Source organism: Caldalkalibacillus thermarum (assembly GCF_014644735.1).
Taxonomy (GTDB): Bacteria; Bacillota; Bacilli; order Caldalkalibacillales; family Caldalkalibacillaceae; genus Caldalkalibacillus; species Caldalkalibacillus thermarum.
Map to the genome: position 1 here is coordinate 36,937 of NZ_BMKZ01000008.1, position 15,172 is coordinate 52,108.

A 15,172-nucleotide genomic window follows, 5' to 3' on the forward strand; every position below is an offset into this window, starting at 1 on the left:
GTATGTTTTTAGTAGTTTTAGCACTCGTGTAAAAAGAGTGCTAACAGGTGGTGAGGCATCATGTTAACAGAGCGTCAAAAATTAATTCTCCGTCTTGTAGTGGATGATTATGTCCGCTCGGCAGAACCGGTGGGTTCACGCACCATTGCCAAGCGTGAAGGGATTAACTTTTCGCCTGCTACGGTCCGAAATGAAATGGCCGACTTGGAGGAAATGGGTTATTTGACCCAGCCACATACGTCTGCAGGCCGTATTCCTTCCCATAAAGGGTACCGGTTCTACGTGGATCATCTCATGGAACCTGAACAGTTATCTGTGGATGTGATTCAGAAAATTCGCCGATTGTATACAGAAAGGTTCATGGAATTTGAACAAGTGATCCAACAAACAGCGTCTGTTTTGTCCAAGCTGACCAATTATATGGCTATTGTGTTGGGGCCTGAGTTTTTTGACGCCAAGTTAAAACATATTCAGCTTGTTCCCATTTCTGAAGGAACAGTCGTGGCTATTATTGTGACGAATACCGCCCATGTGGAGCACCGCGCCCTGTCTGTGCCAGAAGAGATCCCCGTGTCTGAAATGGAGAAACTGGTCAACCTGCTTAATCATAAACTGAGAGGGGTACCCCTTTACCAGTTTAGGGAACGTCTCTATTCTGAAATTGCCCAAGAGCTGAAAAAGCATATTTCCCAATACCAAGCCGTCATGAAGATACTGGAGCAAGCCTTGCTCAGCGACAGAGAAGACCGTGTCTTCATGACAGGCACCACAAACATCTTTTCCCAGCCTGAATTTCGGGATGTGGAAAAAGTAAGGGGGTTGTTTGAACTCCTCGAACAGCACGACCGCATTCAGGGTATCTTGGCTTCCACGAAGACGAAAACGGGCGTTCAAGTATTGATTGGGCAGGAAAACCTGGATGAGGCCTTTGCAGACTGCAGCATTATCACAGCTTCGTACTCCATAGGCGGCAGGCCGGTGGGCTCTCTCAATATTTTGGGACCAATGCGTATGGAGTATAAAAAAGCGGTCTCTATCTTGCGTTATTTAACCCAGGATTTGAGCTATTACCTCGACCGTTTGTATGAAAAGGGCACTTAACGGCAACAAAAAATAAAAACAGAAATGGGAAGCTCAGGGGCTAAAGCTGTGTCTTTAGCCCCTCTGCTGGGTAAACATATAAAATAGGAGGTGTCCGGCGTGACCGGTGAGAAAAACACCACGCAAAGCGGGCAAAAGGATCAAACGGAAGTGAAAGAAACAGAAGTAAAAGACCAGTCCAAACCGGAAGAAGAGGTAAATGGTGCACAGGAAACAACCAATAACCAGCCTGAATCCAACGGGTCAGCGCAGGAAAGCGGACGGTCAACAGAACAGACCGGCTCAGAAGATAACGGAAACGAAAATGAACAAGAGAACGCTCAGAGCGTGGAGGAAAAGCTTGCCGCTCAAAAACAGCCTTCCGTTGAAGAGCTTCAAGCTCAACTAGAAGAGGCGCTTCAAAAAGCAGACGAATATTACCAACGCTATTTGCGTGCTCAAGCCGATTTCGATAACTTCCGCAAACGGACACGCAAAGAAAAAGAAGAGCTGCAAAAGTACGCTGCTTTGCCAGTGATTGAGCAGCTGCTTCCCGTGCTGGATAATTTCGAACGGGCTTTGGCTGCCGGCCAGTCCACGAAGGATGCAGAGTCCCTGATGAAAGGTGTAGAAATGGTTTTCAAACAGGTGCAGCAAGTGTTGACCAAACAGGGACTGGAAGAGATTGAGGCCGTAGGAAAACCCTTTGACCCCCACTTTCATGAAGCCGTCATGCAGGTGGAAAGTGAAGAACACGAATCAGGTATCGTTGTGGAAGAGTTGCAAAAGGGGTATATGTTAAAAGGCAAAGTGATCCGTCCTGCCATGGTGAAAGTGAGCCAATAGCGCAACATGCTTCCCAACGATCGTAGGGTTTAAATAGATAGTCTTCACACCAAACTATCCAATTCACACAGATACGCCAAAGGAGGAAGGAAACATGAGCAAAGTGATCGGTATAGATTTGGGAACAACCAACTCTTGTGTGGCTGTCATGGAAGGGGGCGAGCCCGTTGTTATCCCCAATGCAGAGGGCGGGCGAACCACCCCGTCTGTGGTGGCCTTTAAAAATGGAGAGCGTTTGGTCGGTGAAGTGGCCAAACGGCAGGCCATTACCAACCCGGAAAAAACCGTGATTTCCATCAAACGGCACATGGGCACTGACTACAAGGTCAAAATTGACGACAAAGAATACACGCCACAAGAGATTTCTGCCATGATTCTGCAAAAATTGAAAGCAGATGCTGAGGCTTATCTGGGCGAAAAAGTAGAAAAAGCAGTCATTACTGTTCCCGCCTACTTCAACGATGCCCAGCGCCAGGCCACGAAAGATGCTGGTCGTATCGCCGGTTTAGAGGTGCTGCGCATTGTCAATGAGCCGACGGCTGCTGCGCTTGCTTACGGCTTAGACAAAGCACAAGACCAGACCATCCTGGTTTACGACCTTGGCGGAGGAACGTTTGACGTTTCTATTTTGGAGCTGGGGGACGGTTTCTTTGAGGTTAAGGCGACCAGCGGGGATAACCACCTTGGTGGGGATGATTTTGACCAGGTGATTATTGATTACCTGATCGATAAATTTAAAAAGGATACGGGCATCGATCTCAGCCAGGATAAAATGGCCCTGCAGCGCTTGAAAGATGCTGCGGAAAAAGCCAAAAAGGATTTGTCCGGTGTCACCTCCACGACGATCTCCCTGCCCTTTATTACCGCAGATGCTACCGGACCGAAGCACCTGGAAGAAACTTTAACCAGAGCCAAGTTTGAAGAGCTTTCCGAGCATCTGGTGGAGCGCACGCTGGGACCCACCCGCCAAGCACTGAAAGATGCCGGCCTTGAGCCCAGCGATATTGACAAGGTGGTGCTGGTCGGAGGATCCACCCGCATCCCTGCCGTCCAAGAAGCGATTAAGAAACTGATTGGTAAAGAGCCCCATAAAGGGATTAACCCTGACGAAGTGGTAGCCATGGGTGCTGCCGTGCAAGCTGGTGTGTTAACTGGTGATGTCAAAGATGTTGTCCTGCTCGACGTAACCCCCTTGTCATTAGGGATTGAAACCATGGGCGGAGTTTTCACCAAGCTGATTGAACGCAATACTACCATTCCGACCAGCAAATCTCAGATTTTCACCACAGCGGCGGATAATCAAACATCTGTTGAGATCCATGTCCTGCAAGGCGAGCGGGAAATGGCCGCTGACAATAAAACTTTGGGTCGTTTCCAGCTGACCGACATCCCGCCAGCGCCTAGAGGGGTACCGCAAATTGAAGTGACTTTCGATATTGATGCCAACGGAATTGTGAATGTATCAGCCAAGGATCTGGGTACGGGTAAAGAACAAAAAATCACCATTAAATCCTCCAGCGGTTTGTCCGAGGAAGAAATTCAGCGCATGATCAAAGAGGCGGAAGAGAACGCGGAAGCAGACAGAAAGAAACGGGAAGCTGCTGAGACCCGCAATGCGGCAGATTCCCTCTTGCACACTGTGGAAAAAACCTTGAAAGAACTGGGCGACAAAGTGGATCAAGCCGAAGTGGATAAAGCCAACGCTGCGAAAGACAAGCTGAAAAAAGCCCTGGAAGGGGACGATATAGAGGAGATCAAAAAGGCGAAGGACGAGTTGCAGGAAGTGGTGCAGCAGCTCTCGGTCAAGTTATATCAGCAAGCCCAGCAACAGCAAGCACAAGGCGCAGCCGGCACCCAGCAGCAGGGTGAGGACAAGACCAAGCGGGATAATGTGGTCGATGCCGAGTACGAAGATGTCAATGACCAGAAGAAAAATAACTAGTATAAGCACCGTCTAGGACAACTGCAGCCGAATCCTAACAAAAAAGTCAAAGCCGCTTACAGGCTTTGACTTTTTTGCTCAACATGTTAAGATAAATCTTATGGATAAAAGTCGGGAGTGTGCATAAAGGATGAGTAAACGGGACTACTACGAGGTGCTTGGTGTCAGCCGGAATGCCAGTCCGGAAGAGATCAAAAAAGCATACCGCAAGCTGGCGCGCCAATACCATCCGGATGTCAACAAATCTCCAGACGCTGAACAGAAATTTAAGGAAGTGAAGGAAGCATATGATGTTCTGAGTGATCCCCAAAAACGGGCCCAATACGACCAATTCGGCCATGCTGGTGTGGGACAGGGGGCCCAGCAAGGAACAGGGGGCTTCGGTGGTTTCGGCAGCCATGATTTTGGTGGCTTTGAAGATATTTTTGACATGTTTTTTGGCGGAGGCAGCCGTCGCAACCCCAATGCCCCAAAAAGGGGAGCCGACCTGGAATATACCATGACCATTGATTTTACGGAAGCGGTTTTTGGCACGAAAAAGGAGATTCGCATTCCGAAAGAAGAAACGTGTGATACATGCCATGGTTCAGGGGCCAAACCAGGTACTCAGCCGGAAACTTGTCCTGTTTGCCGTGGAACCGGACAGCAGGAACAGGTGCAAAACACACCTTTTGGACGCATTGTCAACCGCCGTGTATGTATGAGTTGTCAAGGCAAAGGCACCATCATTCGCCACAAATGTCCCACCTGTCGGGGCACCGGCCGAGTGAGAAGACAGAAAACTATTCCCGTTCATATTCCCCCTGGAGTGGATCACGGCACGCAGGTCCGGGTGGCTGGCCAAGGTGAACCCGGGGAAAACGGCGGGCCTCCTGGTGATCTGTATATCTTGTTACGCGTAAGAAAACATGAGTTTTTTGAACGGGACGGCCAGGACATCTACTGTGAAATGCCCATCACCTTTGTTCAGGCTGCCTTGGGGGATGAAATTGAAGTGCCCACGCTGACCGGCCGGGTTAAGTTAAAGATTCCCCCCGGCACCCAAAGCGGCACCTATTTCCGCCTCAGAGGCAAAGGGGTGCCAGCCAACCGGAACAGAAGGGAAGGGGATCAGCATGTGAAAGTGAAGGTGGTCACTCCCACCAAACTTACTGAGCGCCAGAAAGAATTGCTCAGAGAGTTTGCAGCGATCAGTGGTGATCAAATTCCGGAAGAACAGACCGAATCCTTCTTTAAACGGATCAAAAAGGCGTTTCGCGGTGAATAACGTCTAGCATAACGGGAATGTGGTCTGAGACTTCTAGAACATTGATAGGGCAGTGGGGTTGTTGTCAGGAAGAATGGGAGAAAAGGATGGATGATTGAAGAATGACGAAATGGGCGGAAGTGAGTGTACACACCACTCAAGAAGCGATTGAAGCGGTGGCCAACATCTTGCATGAAGCGGGCGCAAGCGGCGTTGTCATTGAAGATGCGGAGGACTTAAAACGGTTGGCCTGGCAAAAGCAAGCCGAAGCTGAACAGTACTTGGTTGAACTGAATCCTGAAGACTATCCCAAAGAAGGGGTAATCTTAAAAGCCTATTTTCCCATGAACAGCTTTTTGGGAGAAACGATTGAGGAAATTAAGACGGCTTTAAATAATCTGCTTCTGCATGATATTAATTTGGGCCGGGGAACAGTGACCATGACCGAAGTGTATGAAGAAGATTGGGCCCATGCTTGGAAAAAATACTACAAGCCTGCGCGCATCTCGGACAAAATTACCATTACCCCCACTTGGGAAGATTATCAGCCGCAAACAGAAGAGGAGCAAGTCATTGAACTGGATCCGGGAATGGCTTTTGGCACCGGCACGCATCCTACCACAATCCTGTGCATTAGGGCCTTGGAAAAATATGTACGCCAAGGGGATAGGGTGATTGATGTGGGCTGCGGCTCCGGTGTGCTTAGCATTGCGGCAGTCAAGCTGGGGGCAGGCCAAGTGCTAGCGCTGGATATTGATGAATTGGCCGTTAAAGTAACCCGCGAAAATGTGAAGTTGAACGGCGTAGCCAACCAGGTGCAAGTGAAACAAAACAACTTGCTCGATCACATTAACCAAGAGGCAGATGTCATTGTGGCCAATATCTTGGCTGAAGTGATCCTGCGCTTTGTGAAAGAAGCCTATGCGCTGCTCCGGCATGGCGGCTACTTCATTACATCCGGGATTATCTTTCAAAAGAAAGAAGCGGTGCAAGAGGCGCTGGTTTCCCATGGATTTACCATTGTGGAAACAGTTTTCATGGAAGACTGGGTAGCGATGATCGCCAAAAAAGAGTAAGATAGTATCAGCTTGCCCGTACCCGGTCCATTTGCCTTGCGGCCATTTTAACGAGTTAAACAAGGAGTAAAGGGATATGCAGCGTTACTTTTTGCCACCTGATCACTTCACACCGAACCAGTGTGTCATTACCGGGCAAGATGCCTATCATATACAGCGTGTGATGCGCATGTCACTGGGTGAACGGGTGATCTGCTGCGATGGACGCGGGCGCTCCGTAGTGGCAGAACTGACTCACTTTGATACAGATGTGGTCCGTTGTCATATTGTGCAGGAATTGGATGAACAGCGGGAGCTCCCTGTTCAGGTGACGATTGCACAAGGGTTGCCCAAGGGAGACAAAATGGAATGGGTCTTGCAAAAAGGGACTGAACTGGGTGCTGTCCGCTTTGTGCCCTTTGTTTCTGAACGGACCATTGTGAAATATGACCAGCAAAAAGAAAAAAAGAAAAGGCAACGGTGGCAAAAAATTATTAAAGAAGCGGCTGAGCAGACCCACAGGCAATGGTTGCCTGAGCTCAGTCCGATTGTCACGATAGATGAGCTGGCCCAGCTTGAAGCAGACACCAAGCTGGTGGCTGACGAAGAACAAAGCACCAAGCTTTCCTCATGTCCGTCTGCCTTTGTACAAGCCCTGAAGGGACTGGAGGAAAAACAACATCTCGCTGTGGCCATTGGGCCTGAAGGTGGCTTTTCCAGGGAGGAGATCCACTTTCTAAAACAGCACGGGTTTACGCCGATTTCCCTAGGCCGGCGGATATTGCGCACAGAAACCGCCTCACAGTACGTGTTAGCGGCAATCTCTTTTTATTTCGAACAGATGGGAGGTTGAAAAGATGGCAACAGTCGCTTTTCATACGCTGGGATGCAAAGTGAACTACTACGAAACGGAAGCGATTTGGCAAATCTTTAAAGAAGCCGGCTATGAAAAGGTTGATTTTGAACAAGTGGCCGATGTCTATGTCATTAACACCTGCACCGTGACCAACACCGGGGATAGAAAATCCCGGCAAGTCATTCGCAGGGCGATTCGCAGAAATCCTGACGCTGTGATTTGCGTGACCGGCTGCTATGCCCAAACATCGCCTAAAGAGGTTATGGCCATCGAGGGCGTAGATATTGTCATCGGCACCCAAGGCCGATCTAAAATCATTGATTACATTGAACAATACCGCCGGGAGCGGGAGCCGATTAATGCGGTGGGCAATATTATGAAAACACGCACGTTTGAAGAGCTGGATGTGCCCACGTTCAGTGAGCGGACCCGTGCTTATCTGAAAATTCAAGAGGGATGCAACAACTTCTGTACTTTCTGCATTATTCCCTGGGCCCGCGGTTTGTTGCGTTCCCGCAAGCCAGAAAATGTGCTCAATCAGGCCCGTAAACTGGTGGCGTCCGGTTACAAAGAAATCGTTTTAACCGGCATCCACACGGCAGGGTATGGTGAAGACCTGGAAGATTACAGTTTTGCCCAGTTGCTGTGGGATCTGGAACAAATCGAAGGATTGGAACGCTTGCGTATCAGTTCCATTGAAGCAAGTCAAATTACAGATGACGTGATCAATGTATTGCAACGTTCGTCTAAAATCTGCCGCCACTTACACATTCCGTTGCAAGCCGGTGACGATACAGTGCTGAAGCGGATGCGGCGCAAATACACGACGGCTGAATTTAAAGCAAAAATTGAAGAAGTGCGCCAGGCTTTGCCCAACTTTGCCCTGACCAGTGACGTGATTGTCGGTTTTCCAGGGGAAACGGAAGAGCAGTTTATGAACACTTACCACTTTATTCGTGACTTACGCTTTGCCGAGTTGCATGTCTTTCCTTATTCACCACGAACAGGCACTCCAGCAGCCCGCATGAAAGACCAGGTGGATCCGGATGTGAAGCAGGAACGGGTTCAGCGTTTGATTGCCCTGTCTGTACAGTTATCCAAGGAATATGCGTCACAATTTGAAGGTCAGATTCTGGGAGTGATTCCTGAACAGCATTATGAGCAAAATCCGGATCTTCTGGTCGGTTACACAGACAATTATCTCAGAGTGGTGTTCAAAGGCGATGACAGCCTGATGGGCCAATTGGTCAAGGTGCAGATTGACCGGGCCGGTTATCCCTACAATCTCGGTTCAATGATCACCCCATCCACAGAGCAACGTGTCAATACGGCTTGACAGGTTATGAAGATTCACAGTCAGGGCCTCAGGGCCGTTGCTAGCCATAACGGCAACGGCCCCTCTTCTCTTATTTTTTTGTGTTGATTTTTAAACAGAGGAGCTGAGTCGAATCATGAAGGAAATTTCTGCTGGAGGCGTGGTGTTTAAACAGGAAGGATCCAAAATAAAAGTGTTGTTAATTGAAGACCGTTATCACCAGCTTACAATCCCTAAGGGGAAACAAGAAGCAGGCGAAACATTAGAGCAAACAGCGTTAAGGGAGATTGAGGAAGAGACAGGGATTAAGGGAGAAATTATCCAGCCTTTGACCAAAGTGTATTACACCTATACGGATCCTAAGCGCGGCCACATTGAGAAAGAAGTCATGTACTATTTGGTTAAGGCCACAAGCGGTGAAGTGGAGCCGCAGCTGGAAGAAATCAACAAAGTGTTTTGGTTGGATTTGCACAGCGCTTGGCAAGCACAGCAGGAAAATGGATATGATAATAATGATGAAGTGTTCAAACAAGCCTATACATACTTGCAATCCTTTCTTAACTCAGCTGAGAAGTGACTCTGCCATGACAACCTCCCTTTTCTCTGTCAAAATCATACACACCAGTTTTTTATTGAAAACAAACTTTACTTTGTAAAATTGGAGGAAACATTGATGCAGATGGATCAATTGGCTGCTTATATTGACCATACCTTGCTAAAGCCAGACGCTACTCAGCAAGAGATAGACAAGCTGTGTGAAGAGGCCCGTCAATACCAATTTGCCTCTGTCTGCGTCAACCCGACCTGGGTGAAAAGATGTGCTCAACAACTTAAAGATACCCCTGTCAAAGTGTGTACTGTTGTCGGTTTTCCTCTCGGGGCCAACACTTCGACGATCAAAGCGGCCGAAACGGAACAAGCCCTTGCCGACGGGGCTCAAGAAGTGGACATGGTCATCAATATTGGGACTTTAAAGTCCGGCCAGCATCATGCGGTAGAAGAAGATATTAAAGCTGTGGTGAAGGCAACCCAAGGCAAGGCTGTGGTGAAGGTGATTATTGAAACCGCTTTGTTAACGGATGAAGAAAAAATCATCGCCTGTCAGCTTAGCAAACGGGCCGGCGCCGACTTCGTCAAAACTTCGACCGGCTTTCTTGGCGGGGGTGCCACCGTTGCAGATGTAGAGCTCATGAAAAAGACGGTCGGAGACACCTTAGGGGTGAAAGCCTCCGGAGGCATTCGTGACTATGCAACAGCCATAGCCATGATCAAAGCGGGTGCCACCCGTCTTGGTGCGAGTGCCGGAGTGGCCATTGTCACCGGAGCCAAGGCATCAGGCGAGAGCCAGTATTAAGCAGGAAACAGGATGCGCTCATATTTGCAGGACGATTTTTTAAGCCTGAGCTGATCCTCGCGTCACGAAAAGCACCATGCGTTCAAATGCCTTCGTAAAAGGCAAGGCCAACAGCGAACACAATACATTAAAAATGGTTTGGGCATGGGCCACCTGCAGCATGGGGTTGCTGGTCAATTGCTCAACAATAACAGTCAGCAAGGGAATAAAGGGAATGAACAGGAATACTCCCAGGACATTTAAGAGGACATGGGCCACGGCCACTTGCCGCCCGGCCAAATTGGTGGCCATGCTTCCCAAGAGGGCGGTAACGCAGGTGCCAATATTGCTCCCCAGCACGATGGCAATGGCCAGCGGCAGGGAGATCAGCTGTTCATAGGTTAAATTCATGGCAATCGCTGTTGTTGCCGTGGAGCTTTGAATGACAGCGGTGAGCAGCAGGCCAAACCCAATACCGCTTAATATCCCTTTTTGCCCCCATTGGGAGGCATTCTCCATCCAGCTTAAGGACTCTAAAAAGGGAGCAATGCCCTGCATCGTTTCCATGCCTAAAAAAAGCAAACCAAAGCCTCCGGTCACCATCCCTGAAGCGCGCAAGGCTGTCCGGGGACACAAAAAGAGCACGGCACCAAGAATAAAAAAATAAACGCCCAGTTGGTGCACACTGATAGCTAACAGCTCTGTGGTTACCACTGTGCCAATATTAGCACCCAGGATCACACCGATGGTTTGCCGGAAAGTCATTATCCGGGCGTGGGTTAAACCTATCACCAGCAACAACACGGCACTTGAGCTTTGCAAAATGGCAGTGGCAACAGTTCCGCTCACCAAGCCTGTCACAGGGGTGCGTGTCAGGGTACCCAGTATCTTTTTGGCTTTTTCTAAAAAAAGATGCTCAAAACCAATGCGCATCACTTGCATGCCAAATAAAAAAATGGCCAGTCCCGCAGCCAATGGTATGACCAGATCTTTCATCACCATTCCGTTTGTCCTCCCCTCAGTACATGCATATGAAGAGGGGAGGATAGGCATGACTGGCTTAGGATAGTAGAATTTCAACCTAGAATTTATTACTGTTAACGCTATAATAAAAATAGAAGGCTTAATGTATCCAATATTCATACTTTAAAGTGGGTTAAGATATTGACCGCCAGGCGACGGCGAAATTGAGTCCGTGGTTAGAAAATGCCAAGCTGCCCAGAATAACCAGAAAACTGGACAGGATTAAACTTGATCTGCTTCCTAACAGACCGGGTTTTAATTTCATGAGCAGGGGCAGAAGGAGTCCCAAGATCACGAACCCCCCCACAACAACCAGGCATAATGGCCACTATTAACGGTGTGGGACCAGTCGCCCAAGCTTAGCACAAAGATCATAATGGCTGCGAAGTTGAGAATCAATGCCGAAATGACGATACGGTTCAAACCTTGGATAAGGGCCTCATACTCCTTAGGCTTGGAGAATATCAAGACCAGAATAATGGCTGAGGCGCCAACTACCAGTGCAGATACAAGCCATAACATTGGAATGAAGGGTGTTGCATTCCAAGCCGGGACATGGGTGGTGGTCACCAGTATGCCAAGATAGGAGCCAAACCAGGCGGCTAAAGCACTGCCCACAGTCAGATAAATTTTTGCTGCCAGGCCCCCTCATGAAGATAGCCGGCCAGCGCACCAAGTTTTTTAAACCATCTCCAGTGGAGCAAACCGTCTTTATTGATCGCATAGATCACGCTGATGACAGCAAACAGGCTGAAAACTGTTAACACCCAGGCTCCCATGGACATGGGGGAGTTGGTGTTCAACATCAGCATGCTATCTCTGGAATTCCACAACACGTTGATGAAACGTGTCTTAATCTGTAATTTGCCGATCAGGAACAGACCGCATAATGGTAGAAAAAGGAAAGTGATGTAATAAGCCTTATGCAGGCCATTGCGGCCTGTTTTCCCTCCAAAAGCCTGCAACAGGGCAGCAACGAGAAAGGAACCGGCAGCGATTCCGTTGACAAAGAGATAGGCGACAACTTGCCAAGGGAAATGGGGGCTCTTTATTTGGGTAATTTCATAAATGTAGGGCATCCTGATAACCCCCTTTTACAGATTGATGTCTTGCGTCTCTTCTTGTTGTTTGCGTTGTCCGCGTGTGCGGAAAGAGAGGAGAGACACCAGGCCAATACCGATAAAGCTCAGTATACTGCTCCAGTAACCGCCGAGCATGTTTTTCTGGGGCAGTTGAGGATTAGCCGGTAAACCATATTTTTCAGGCTTATCCAATAGCAGATAGAAAACGTTCAATCCCCCCAGGATATCGGAATCGCCATATATTTGGGCTCTGGATTCACCATTGGCTTGCAGCTGTTTTTCTCTTTCTTTGGCTTTAGCCATCAATTCATCCACATCGCCAAATTCAATGCAGTCTGTGGGGCAGGCCTGGGCACAAGCCGGCTGCTGCCCCACCTGCAATCTGTCGTAACATAAGGTGCATTTTTCAGCTGTACCTGTAAACAGACCGATATCGATAACGCCAAATGGGCAGCCGGAAACGCAGTATTTACAGCCAATACAAACGTTGGGATCGATGTATACCGTATCATATTCCGTGCGGATGATGGCGTTGGTTGGACAAACTTCCATACACCTTGCTTGCTGGCAATGTTTGCAGGAATCACTTAGAAACAGCCAGTCGCTTCAGAACGGTCTTCTGAAAAATCTTCTATAAATTTAAAATTTATTTTTTATTATCTATTTTCGGATTTAGCCACTCACTTCTTGCCTCTGAATTCTTATACCTTGTTCTATTGAATATTTACACCAAAGAGGCCAAACTCATGATATAATCAATAAAAAAGGTGAGGAGTGGAAAAAACAATGAGTGAAACCATTTTCAGTAAAATTATCCGCCGCGAAGCACCAGCCAAGATTGTGCATGAAGATGAGCTGACCATGGCTTTTCACGACATTAACCCTAAAGCGCCCATACATATTTTGATTGTCCCGAAAAAGCCGATCCCGACGTTGGCTGATGTGAGCGAAGAAGATCTGCCATTAATCAGCCATATTCACAAGGTGGCACAAACGCTGGCCAAAGCGTATGAGTGTGAAGGTTGGCGGTTGGTGGTCAATGTAGGTGAAAAAGGCGGGCAAGAAGTGTTCCACCTTCATTATCACTTCCTGGGCTGGCCGAAAGCATAGCCAGCCACAAAGGAATGTTTGACCTTCTCCAACAGGTATACTATAATAAAGGGTGACCTGTCAGGACTTCTTCTATCCTTTTAGGTTTGAAAGCTAAAAGGTATGTGAGATTGAAGTCCTCCTACCGTGTTACGGAGGGAGGGAAAGATATTGGCTCAGGTACGCGTCCGTAAAAACGAATCCATTGACGATGCATTGCGCCGTTTCAGACGTACATGCTCCAAAGCTGGCGTGATTTCTGAGGTGCGCAAACGCGAATTTTACGAAAAACCGAGCGTGAAGCGCAAAAAGAAATCAGAAGCGGCTCGCAAACGCAAGTTCTAGGGGGTTTTTGGATGTCCTTAGTTGATCAATTAAATCATGACATGAAGCAAGCGATGAAAAACAAGGAAAAGACCAGATTATCGGTTATCCGTATGGTTAAAGCAGCCCTTAAAAATGAAGAGATCAAACTGGGGAGGACTTTAACCGATGACGATGTGTTAACTGTTCTCTCCAGGGAGATGAAACAGCGCAAAGAATCCCTCCAAGAGTTTGAAAAAGCGGGACGCGATGATTTGGTTGAAACATTAAACCAAGAAATCGCTGTTTTAGAGACGTACCTGCCTGAGCAATTGTCAGAAGATGAGCTGCGTCAGCTTGTCTCTGACACCATTGCTGAAGTTGGGGCTACCTCTAAGGCAGACATGGGTAAAGTGATGGGGGCCATCATGCCTAAGGTGAAAGGAAAGGCAGATGGTTCACTGGTTAACCGTTTGGTTCAGGAAGCTTTAGCCAAATAATCGCCTATTGTTTCCTTCAAGTATCATCGCGGCTGACAAATCATAAATCAAGCGTCTTACTTGCCAGTAAGGCGCTTTTATTACGCTCTCATTTTGGTATAATAAAATATACGGTTAATAATGGAAAGCAGGGAGACAAAAGATGAATGTCATCGGATGGAAGACGAAGAGCATCGTAACGGTCTTTGTTGCCTTGTTCGTCATAGTCAGTGCGGCAGGTTCCTTTTGTTTTGTGTCCAAGGATGCCTCTGCTCAGAATGAAGCGTTAGTTTATGTGGTTCAAGTAAACAACGTCGTAGAGAAAGGGCTCCTGGCCTATATGGAGCGGGCCTTTGGGGAAGCAGAGGAAGCGGGTGCAGATCATATTATCCTGGAGATCCATACGCCGGGCGGCGCTGTGGACGCAGCCGGTGATATTGGCAACTTGATGCAGCGCACCACGATTCCCATAACCGCCTTTGTCAATACAGATGCCACCTCAGCCGGAGCATTTATTGCCTTAAATGCGGATACGATTGTGATGGCGCCTACAGGGGCCATGGGATCAGCCCAAGTGGTTGATCTGGAAGGAAGAGCTGCCGATGAAAAAGCCCAGTCCTACTGGAAGAGCCGCATGGCGGCGGCTGCGGAAGCAGCCGGGCGTGACCCCATCTATGCCATCGCCATGGTGGATCCCAGCGTGGAAATAGAAGGTCTGGTCACAGATGGACAACTGCTCAATTTCAGGGCTGACGAGGCGCTGGAACATGGCTATGCGGAAGCAATCGCCAGCAATTTACAAGAAGTATTGCAATCTTTAGGGCTTGAGCAGGCCAGAGTGGTGGAAGTGGAAATCACCTGGGCTGAACAGTTGGCCCGTTTTATTACACATCCTATCGTGGCGTCCATCCTCTTGTCCGTGGCCAGTCTCGGCCTGATTCTGGAATTATACAGCCCTGGATTTGGGGTTCCCGGTATTTTAGGCATTGCTGCCCTGCTGCTGTTTTTTTTCGGTCATACGGTGGCCGGCTTTGCCGGAATGGAAGCCATATTATTGTTGATTGCTGGATTAATTTTAATTGTCATTGAAATGTTCATGCCAGGGTTTGGTATATTTGGTATATTAGGAATAGTCGCCGTAGGGGCTAGTTTAACCTTGGCCAGTGAAAGTGTGATCATTGGCTTGCAAAATCTTGGTATTGCTTTGTTACTCACAATCGTGGCCGCTGCCATCTTAAGCCGTTATTTGCATACAAAAGGCGTGTGGTCCCGCCTGGTGCTGCAAGAAGAGTTATCAACGGAGGAAAGCCGGGCTGTTTTGCAGCAAAAGTCAGCGCTGGTAGGAAAAACAGGTATTGCTTTAACAAAATTGCGCCCATCGGGAGCTGTGCAAATTGACGGTCAGCGTTATGACGTTGTCAGTGACGGCACCATGATTGACCGGGGGGCTAAAGTGAAAGTCATTAAAGTGGAAGGACCAAGAATTGTTGTCACTGAAGTTGATGACGATCCTGAGGCGTAAT

General features: G+C 48.3%; 17 protein-coding genes. 13 read left to right on the forward strand and 4 right to left on the reverse strand.

Features of this window, described 5'->3' with window-relative positions; genetic code table 11:
• Nucleotides 1-60: 60 nt before the first annotated feature.
• The 9 genes from hrcA to deoC all read left to right on the forward strand — a co-directional run bounded on the left by hrcA (nucleotide 61) and on the right by deoC (nucleotide 9,694).
• On the forward strand, nucleotides 61-1,101 hold the full coding sequence (gene hrcA, locus IEW48_RS04675) for a heat-inducible transcriptional repressor HrcA (RefSeq protein ID WP_188622784.1): 1,041 nt from the start codon (nucleotides 61-63) through the stop codon (nucleotides 1,099-1,101).
• 99 nt (nucleotides 1,102-1,200) lie between these two features.
• On the forward strand, nucleotides 1,201-1,926 hold the full coding sequence (grpE, locus tag IEW48_RS04680) for a nucleotide exchange factor GrpE (RefSeq protein WP_188622785.1): 726 nt from the start codon (nucleotides 1,201-1,203) through the stop codon (nucleotides 1,924-1,926).
• Nucleotides 1,927-2,020: 94 nt separating this feature from the next.
• On the forward strand, nucleotides 2,021-3,868 hold the full coding sequence (dnaK, locus tag IEW48_RS04685; protein ID WP_188622786.1) for a molecular chaperone DnaK: 1,848 nt from the start codon (nucleotides 2,021-2,023) through the stop codon (nucleotides 3,866-3,868).
• A gap of 130 nt (nucleotides 3,869-3,998) precedes the next feature.
• Complete coding sequence (dnaJ, locus tag IEW48_RS04690) at nucleotides 3,999-5,135, forward strand: molecular chaperone DnaJ (protein ID WP_188622787.1); 1,137 nt, start codon at nucleotides 3,999-4,001, stop codon at nucleotides 5,133-5,135.
• Between the two features lie 101 nt (nucleotides 5,136-5,236).
• A complete protein-coding gene (gene prmA / locus IEW48_RS04695) occupies nucleotides 5,237-6,190 on the forward strand; it encodes a 50S ribosomal protein L11 methyltransferase (protein ID WP_188622788.1) in 954 nt (317 codons plus the stop codon).
• Nucleotides 6,191-6,266: 76 nt separating this feature from the next.
• The gene (locus IEW48_RS04700) at nucleotides 6,267-7,022 is read left to right on the forward strand and encodes a 16S rRNA (uracil(1498)-N(3))-methyltransferase (protein WP_188622789.1); all 756 of its coding nucleotides are present in this window, start codon (nucleotides 6,267-6,269) and stop codon (nucleotides 7,020-7,022) included.
• A gap of 4 nt (nucleotides 7,023-7,026) precedes the next feature.
• On the forward strand, nucleotides 7,027-8,361 hold the full coding sequence (mtaB, locus tag IEW48_RS04705) for a tRNA (N(6)-L-threonylcarbamoyladenosine(37)-C(2))-methylthiotransferase MtaB (RefSeq protein WP_188622790.1): 1,335 nt from the start codon (nucleotides 7,027-7,029) through the stop codon (nucleotides 8,359-8,361).
• Nucleotides 8,362-8,476: 115 nt separating this feature from the next.
• The gene (locus IEW48_RS04710; RefSeq protein ID WP_188622791.1) at nucleotides 8,477-8,917 is read left to right on the forward strand and encodes an NUDIX hydrolase; all 441 of its coding nucleotides are present in this window, start codon (nucleotides 8,477-8,479) and stop codon (nucleotides 8,915-8,917) included.
• 96 nt (nucleotides 8,918-9,013) lie between these two features.
• Complete coding sequence (deoC, locus tag IEW48_RS04715) at nucleotides 9,014-9,694, forward strand: deoxyribose-phosphate aldolase (RefSeq protein WP_188622792.1); 681 nt, start codon at nucleotides 9,014-9,016, stop codon at nucleotides 9,692-9,694.
• A gap of 39 nt (nucleotides 9,695-9,733) precedes the next feature.
• Here deoC and IEW48_RS04720 read toward each other — a convergent pair whose 3' ends face one another.
• From IEW48_RS04720 to IEW48_RS04735, 4 genes are all read right to left on the reverse strand, one after another.
• The gene (locus tag IEW48_RS04720; RefSeq protein WP_188622793.1) at nucleotides 9,734-10,675 is read right to left on the reverse strand and encodes a Na/Pi symporter; all 942 of its coding nucleotides are present in this window, start codon (nucleotides 10,673-10,675) and stop codon (nucleotides 9,734-9,736) included.
• A gap of 312 nt (nucleotides 10,676-10,987) precedes the next feature.
• Nucleotides 10,988-11,314: an NrfD/PsrC family molybdoenzyme membrane anchor subunit gene (gene nrfD, locus IEW48_RS17385; protein ID WP_188622794.1), complete on the reverse strand. Its 327-nt coding sequence runs from the start codon at nucleotides 11,312-11,314 to the stop codon at nucleotides 10,988-10,990.
• Between the two features lie 2 nt (nucleotides 11,315-11,316).
• On the reverse strand, nucleotides 11,317-11,775 hold the full coding sequence (gene nrfD / locus IEW48_RS17390) for an NrfD/PsrC family molybdoenzyme membrane anchor subunit (RefSeq protein ID WP_188622795.1): 459 nt from the start codon (nucleotides 11,773-11,775) through the stop codon (nucleotides 11,317-11,319).
• Nucleotides 11,776-11,790: 15 nt separating this feature from the next.
• Entirely contained in the window at nucleotides 11,791-12,330 is a 540-nt protein-coding gene (locus IEW48_RS04735) for a 4Fe-4S dicluster domain-containing protein (RefSeq protein WP_229703946.1), read from the reverse strand.
• Nucleotides 12,331-12,564: 234 nt separating this feature from the next.
• Between IEW48_RS04735 and IEW48_RS04740 the strand changes: the two genes are divergently transcribed.
• From IEW48_RS04740 to IEW48_RS04755, 4 genes are all read left to right on the forward strand, one after another.
• Nucleotides 12,565-12,888, forward strand: a complete 324-nt coding sequence (locus IEW48_RS04740) for a histidine triad nucleotide-binding protein (protein ID WP_188622796.1) — start codon at nucleotides 12,565-12,567, stop codon at nucleotides 12,886-12,888.
• A 150-nt stretch (nucleotides 12,889-13,038) separates the two neighbouring features.
• Nucleotides 13,039-13,212: a 30S ribosomal protein S21 gene (rpsU, locus tag IEW48_RS04745; protein WP_007504950.1), complete on the forward strand. Its 174-nt coding sequence runs from the start codon at nucleotides 13,039-13,041 to the stop codon at nucleotides 13,210-13,212.
• An 11-nt stretch (nucleotides 13,213-13,223) separates the two neighbouring features.
• Nucleotides 13,224-13,670, forward strand: a complete 447-nt coding sequence (locus IEW48_RS04750) for a GatB/YqeY domain-containing protein (protein ID WP_188622797.1) — start codon at nucleotides 13,224-13,226, stop codon at nucleotides 13,668-13,670.
• Nucleotides 13,671-13,812: 142 nt separating this feature from the next.
• Nucleotides 13,813-15,171 carry an NfeD family protein gene (locus IEW48_RS04755; RefSeq protein ID WP_188622798.1) on the forward strand — a complete coding sequence of 453 codons (1,359 nt, stop codon included), beginning with the start codon at nucleotides 13,813-13,815 and terminating at the stop codon, nucleotides 15,169-15,171.
• The last annotated feature ends 1 nt before the right edge of the window (nucleotide 15,172 follow it).

Excerpts from the sequence above, each read along its gene's own strand:
- hrcA (WP_188622784.1), top strand. The coding sequence starts at position 61 with ATGTTAACAGAGCGTCAAAAATTAATTCTCCGTCTTGTAGTGGATGAT.
- dnaK (WP_188622786.1), top strand. The coding sequence starts at position 2,021 with ATGAGCAAAGTGATCGGTATAGATTTGGGAACAACCAACTCTTGTGTG.
- dnaJ (WP_188622787.1), top strand. The coding sequence starts at position 3,999 with ATGAGTAAACGGGACTACTACGAGGTGCTTGGTGTCAGCCGGAATGCC.
- prmA (WP_188622788.1), top strand. The coding sequence starts at position 5,237 with ATGACGAAATGGGCGGAAGTGAGTGTACACACCACTCAAGAAGCGATT.
- IEW48_RS04700 (WP_188622789.1), top strand. The coding sequence starts at position 6,267 with ATGCAGCGTTACTTTTTGCCACCTGATCACTTCACACCGAACCAGTGT.
- mtaB (WP_188622790.1), top strand. The coding sequence starts at position 7,027 with ATGGCAACAGTCGCTTTTCATACGCTGGGATGCAAAGTGAACTACTAC.
- IEW48_RS04710 (WP_188622791.1), top strand. The coding sequence starts at position 8,477 with ATGAAGGAAATTTCTGCTGGAGGCGTGGTGTTTAAACAGGAAGGATCC.
- deoC (WP_188622792.1), top strand. The coding sequence starts at position 9,014 with ATGCAGATGGATCAATTGGCTGCTTATATTGACCATACCTTGCTAAAG.
- IEW48_RS04720 (WP_188622793.1), bottom strand. The coding sequence starts at position 10,675 with ATGGTGATGAAAGATCTGGTCATACCATTGGCTGCGGGACTGGCCATT.
- nrfD (WP_188622795.1), bottom strand. The coding sequence starts at position 11,775 with ATGCCCTACATTTATGAAATTACCCAAATAAAGAGCCCCCATTTCCCT.
- IEW48_RS04735 (WP_229703946.1), bottom strand. The coding sequence starts at position 12,330 with ATGGAAGTTTGTCCAACCAACGCCATCATCCGCACGGAATATGATACG.
- IEW48_RS04740 (WP_188622796.1), top strand. The coding sequence starts at position 12,565 with ATGAGTGAAACCATTTTCAGTAAAATTATCCGCCGCGAAGCACCAGCC.
- IEW48_RS04750 (WP_188622797.1), top strand. The coding sequence starts at position 13,224 with ATGTCCTTAGTTGATCAATTAAATCATGACATGAAGCAAGCGATGAAA.
- IEW48_RS04755 (WP_188622798.1), top strand. The coding sequence starts at position 13,813 with ATGAATGTCATCGGATGGAAGACGAAGAGCATCGTAACGGTCTTTGTT.